The 4,009-nt window shown below is 65.3% G+C and carries 7 protein-coding genes; 5 read left to right on the top strand and 2 right to left on the bottom strand.

Annotated features, from left to right (window positions below; all coding sequences use genetic code 11):
• Positions 1-146: 146 nt before the first annotated feature.
• A complete protein-coding gene (locus tag BY998_RS23775) occupies positions 147-1,478 on the bottom strand; it encodes a Y-family DNA polymerase (RefSeq protein ID WP_110354154.1) in 1,332 nt (443 codons plus the stop codon).
• Positions 1,475-1,867 carry a translesion error-prone DNA polymerase V autoproteolytic subunit gene (gene umuD, locus BY998_RS23770; protein ID WP_245421730.1) on the bottom strand — a complete coding sequence of 131 codons (393 nt, stop codon included), beginning with the start codon at positions 1,865-1,867 and terminating at the stop codon, positions 1,475-1,477. Before umuD ends, BY998_RS23775 begins: the two co-directional genes overlap by 4 nt.
• A 187-nt stretch (positions 1,868-2,054) precedes the next feature.
• Here umuD and BY998_RS23765 point away from each other — a divergent pair, with 187 nt between their 5' ends.
• The 5 genes from BY998_RS23765 to BY998_RS24165 all read left to right on the top strand — a co-directional run bounded on the left by BY998_RS23765 (position 2,055) and on the right by BY998_RS24165 (position 3,954).
• Complete coding sequence (locus BY998_RS23765) at positions 2,055-2,321, top strand: hypothetical protein (RefSeq protein WP_110354152.1); 267 nt, start codon at positions 2,055-2,057, stop codon at positions 2,319-2,321.
• Positions 2,322-2,331: 10 nt separating this feature from the next.
• Positions 2,332-2,586, top strand: a complete 255-nt coding sequence (locus tag BY998_RS23760) for a hypothetical protein (RefSeq protein ID WP_110354151.1) — start codon at positions 2,332-2,334, stop codon at positions 2,584-2,586.
• A 2-nt stretch (positions 2,587-2,588) separates the two neighbouring features.
• The gene (locus BY998_RS23755) at positions 2,589-2,801 is read left to right on the top strand and encodes a hypothetical protein (protein ID WP_110354150.1); all 213 of its coding nucleotides are present in this window, start codon (positions 2,589-2,591) and stop codon (positions 2,799-2,801) included.
• 205 nt (positions 2,802-3,006) lie between these two features.
• Positions 3,007-3,228: a hypothetical protein gene (locus tag BY998_RS23750; RefSeq protein ID WP_146221857.1), complete on the top strand. Its 222-nt coding sequence runs from the start codon at positions 3,007-3,009 to the stop codon at positions 3,226-3,228.
• A gap of 276 nt (positions 3,229-3,504) precedes the next feature.
• On the top strand, positions 3,505-3,954 hold the full coding sequence (locus BY998_RS24165; RefSeq protein ID WP_146221856.1) for a hypothetical protein: 450 nt from the start codon (positions 3,505-3,507) through the stop codon (positions 3,952-3,954).
• The last annotated feature ends 55 nt before the right edge of the window (positions 3,955-4,009 follow it).

Here is a 4,009-nt window from a genome sequence, read left to right as displayed (position 1 = left end):
CGCTCCGGTCGAGGCGGAGCGGCGGCGGCTCGACGCCGTGTTCGCCGCCGAGCTCGACGGTCACGGCGCCTGGACCGACGGGCAGGATTGGCACGTCGCGTAACCGTTACGCGGGGCGACGGATGGAAACATTCTGTCGCCCGTACTCAGGCGTGCGCGACCGGTAACTCATCCACCTGCGTCGTGTAGCGCGGCGTCCGCATCTCGAACTTCGTCGTCCAAGTGCGCCGTTGCTGCGCTAGGCCGGCCCGCGCCGGCACCACGCTGCCGCGGCCGAAGCGAGCGTTGCAGACGTCGAGCGCACCCATGAGCCGGCCGGCGCGCTCGCGGTCGAGCTGACCGATCAGCGCCCGCTGCGAGGCCGCCAGCGGCTTGAGGTCGACCGTCACCACGCCGGCCTTCGAGTAGCGCCAAGGCGGGCTGCCCTGTTCGCGCCAGGTGCGTGCCACGCCGTGCAGCGCCGCGGGGATCAGCGCCAGCGTGTCGTTGGTCGCTTCCGGCAGTGTCACCATCGTCGAGACCGAACGCATTGGCTCGCCGCGGTCGTGCTCGCTCGTGTGGTAGAAGACGGTGATGTGGTCGGTGCCAAGCCCTTCGCGCCGCAGCTTCTCGCCCAGCCGGGTCGCGTGGGCCGCGACTGCCTGTTCCAGTTCCGATCGCTCCGTCACCCGGCCGGAGAACGAGCGCGTCACTGCGCAGCCCTTGCGCCGGGCCGGCACCAGTTCGAGCCCGAGGCAGGAGACGCCGCGCAGTTCGTGGATCATGCGCTCGCCCACCACCGTCAGGGCCTTGCGCACCGGCCGCGGGTCGATGTCGCGCAGGTCCGCCACGGTATCGATGCCCATGGCCTCGAGCTTCGGCAGCGAGGCGCGGCCGACGCCCCAGAGTTCGCCGACATGGATGCGGCAGAGCCAGTGCTCGTAGGCCGTCGGCTCGGTTAGGTCGCAGACCCCGTCGAGTTCGGGCACGGTCTTGGCGATGTGGTTGGCGAGCTTGGCGAGGGTCTTGGTCGGGCCGATGCCGACGCAGGTCGGGATGCCGGTCCAGGCCCGCACCGTCGCGCGGATATCCCGGGCGAGTGCGACCCGGTCCCGGCGCACGAAGGCGGTGAGATCGAGGAAGCTCTCGTCGATCGAGGAGACCTCCACGTCGGGCGTCGAGTCCCGGTAGATCGCGTTGATGCGCGCCGACATGTCCCCGTAGAGGGTGTAGTTCGAGGAGAACACGCGCACGCCCTGCGCTTCGCAGAGCCCGCGGATCTTGAAGTAGGGGTCGCCCATCTTGATCCCGAGCGCTTTGGCCTCGGGCGTGCGGGCGATGGCGCAGCCGTCGTTGTTCGAGAGCACGATCACCGGCACGCGGGCGAGCTTGGCGTCGAAGACGCGCTCGCAGGAGCAGTAGAAGCTGTTGCCGTCGATGAGCGCGAGGGCGCGCCCGCCGCCGATCCGGTCGCGCAGGCGCGCCTCGGCGGTGCTCATCGGCCTTGTCCGGCGCGGGCGACGTGCCAGCGGACTGTGAAGCGGACCACACCCCAGATCGCCGCCTCGGTCAGCTCCTCGAGCGCGAACACCGGCAGGTCGGCATTGTCGAACGATAGCCGGGCCCGGTTGCCATCAACCACCATGCGCTTGATCGACATCTCGCCGTCAACCGCCGCCACGACGACGCTGCCGTGGGCGGGCTTGAGGCTGCGGTCGACGCAGGCGAGATCGCCGTCGAAGATTCCGGCGTCCCGCATCGAGTCGCCTGCGATGCGCCAGAGGAAGGTCGCCGGCGGATTCGGTACGAGCCAGCGCGGCAGCTCCAAAGCGTCTTCCAGGAAGTCGTCAGCCGGGGAGGGGAAGCCGGCACAAAGCGCCGGGCCCATCAGGGGCACGCGAACTGTGGAAAACCCCTCCTGCGGTAGCTCTGCGACCGTGTGCAGCCTCAACCGAGCCCCCATCTGCGTTAGAACAGACAGGGAACAAACAGCAGGCGTGCCGCCGGTTCAATCGAATCACCGCGCCAAGCTCTGCTGTTCGTTCCGGCCTGTGGATAACGGGGACGGAGGGGTGATGACGATGTCGCAGCAGCGCTGCCACTTCCACTGCACGGACGGCCTCGATGTCGTCTTCGACCTGCGCGGGCGAACCGTCGCTGAGGAGAACATACGCCCGGTCTGCGCGAGCGTAGCGGCCGAGCTGATCCAGGGTTGTGCCGCCCCGGTGGACTGGTCAGCCTGGATCGTCGACGTGCACGACGCCTATGGGCAGCATGTGCTGACGTTCGGCTTCGACGAGATCGCGAACGAGGTCGGCGTCCTGCCGGCTCTGGCAGCCTGAGGAGAGCACCATGGCCATGAAGACGACCTTCCTCGTGCAGACCTTCGTGATCAAGCGGAAACGGCTCGTGCCTGGCGATAGGCAGGCATCGCAGTCGGGTAGCGGCGCGATGAAGCGGGCCGAGGCGATGGCCGGCCGCATGCCGGGAACGGCCGCCCTGCAGATCGTGGCCGACGACGAGACGGGCGAGCTGGAGAGCGCGACGATCCTCGGCCAGTACGGTGATGTGCCAGACGATTTCGCCGAGAGCCTGCAGGCGGCCTGACCATGCGCACCATCATCGAGATCGACAACGGCAGCGCTGCGGCCATCAGCGACGGCGGCAAGGATCTGGCGGACCTCCTGGCCCGCGCGCTCATGAAAGGAAGCGACGTCGCCTGGGACAGACTTAGGCCGTATGGGATCAGCCGAATCGTTGAACGTCACCCGCCCGAGCCAGCGGAGGTCGTCGTTGGCGAACGCGCGATTGCGATCCAGTAGGCCAATGACAGACGACGACCAATCCGCCGCCGAGGTGCGCGGCCTGCTCCGGTTCGCGCATGGGACGCAGTTCCTCGAAGGCGGCTGCGGCTGCGGCTGCGGACCGAGTTAACGCTGTTCTGAACGAACCACCGGCCCCTCGGAGTCAAAATGGCAAGCGCGAGGTTCCTGTAACGAACACGCCTAGAGCGTGGGCGAGAAGGGGGTGAGAGCGCTGAACAATATCTCACCAAATGGGGACGAGCACGTGCTTAGTCCCATCGCTTGGGCGCTGATTGAGCTCGACGAGATCGGCTATGTGGTGACTGGCGCTTCGATCGCCTCGACGCCGCGCTGGCAGGGCAACACGGGCTCCGTGATGACCTCTTGCGAAATTATCAGCTTCACAATCGAGGCAACCGCGCACGCGTCGAGCCGGCGTCGGTGATGACGACCGCATGGCCGAGGTGCGGAAGCGAATGCTCGCGGCGGCGCGGGAAGCCTGAAACGAAAAAGCCCCGCGCGGCGGGTGCCGTCGGGACTTGAGGGGAATCGAGACGCCAGCCGCCCAAACATATGTCGTGTCGCGGTTGCCACATTTGTTGGCCGATCGCGGTTTGCGGTATTGTGCATATCATTTGAAATATCGTTATGCGGGAAAATTCGCCCCTTGATTGCTGCGGGATAATCTTTTGAACCATTCGGGCATCTGGAAGAATACGATATGACCACGGAAGTGGCCGAGGCAGTTGCGAGCCAATCTGCTTCTGTAGACAAACCCTCAAAGCAAATTCATCGCGTCATATCTTTGGGCGGGTGCGCGACATATGAAACCGCACGACTTGCCGCCAAAGACTCAATAATTCATGCATGTCACCTTTGGAGGCGGCCCACTATCGCGCTTGTGGCTCCGAGAGCAAAATACCACCCCATACCGGGAAACTACTCGGAAGAATTCGCGCGCTATTGGCACGACGACTTCAACAAGTCTCATCTGGACAATTTGAAAGAGATGGGCGGAAACGTGCTGCTGTTTGATGTGCTGCGGGACATCTGGACGGGAGTAATACGAAAGAACAACACGTATGTAATGGACCCAGTCGACGGTCTGCACTTCGTTGCAAACATCCCGATTGAGAATCGGCGTGGAAGAAGGACCCGGTTGACGGGTTGATCGGCGTCCAATCGGGACCCACCCCCGGCTTCTCCTCCATGCTCCCGGCCAGTCA

It is taken from the genome of Methylobacterium sp. B4 (assembly GCF_003201865.1).
Classification (GTDB): Bacteria; Pseudomonadota; Alphaproteobacteria; order Rhizobiales; family Beijerinckiaceae; genus Methylobacterium.
Note: the sequence above shows the minus strand (reverse complement) of the source record. Positions and strands in the feature narration are given on the sequence as shown.

Excerpts from the sequence above, each read along its gene's own strand:
- BY998_RS23775 (WP_110354154.1), bottom strand. The coding sequence starts at position 1,478 with ATGAGCACCGCCGAGGCGCGCCTGCGCGACCGGATCGGCGGCGGGCGC.
- umuD (WP_245421730.1), bottom strand. The coding sequence starts at position 1,867 with ATGGGCCCGGCGCTTTGTGCCGGCTTCCCCTCCCCGGCTGACGACTTC.
- BY998_RS23765 (WP_110354152.1), top strand. The coding sequence starts at position 2,055 with ATGACGATGTCGCAGCAGCGCTGCCACTTCCACTGCACGGACGGCCTC.
- BY998_RS23760 (WP_110354151.1), top strand. The coding sequence starts at position 2,332 with ATGGCCATGAAGACGACCTTCCTCGTGCAGACCTTCGTGATCAAGCGG.
- BY998_RS23755 (WP_110354150.1), top strand. The coding sequence starts at position 2,589 with ATGCGCACCATCATCGAGATCGACAACGGCAGCGCTGCGGCCATCAGC.
- BY998_RS24165 (WP_146221856.1), top strand. The coding sequence starts at position 3,505 with ATGACCACGGAAGTGGCCGAGGCAGTTGCGAGCCAATCTGCTTCTGTA.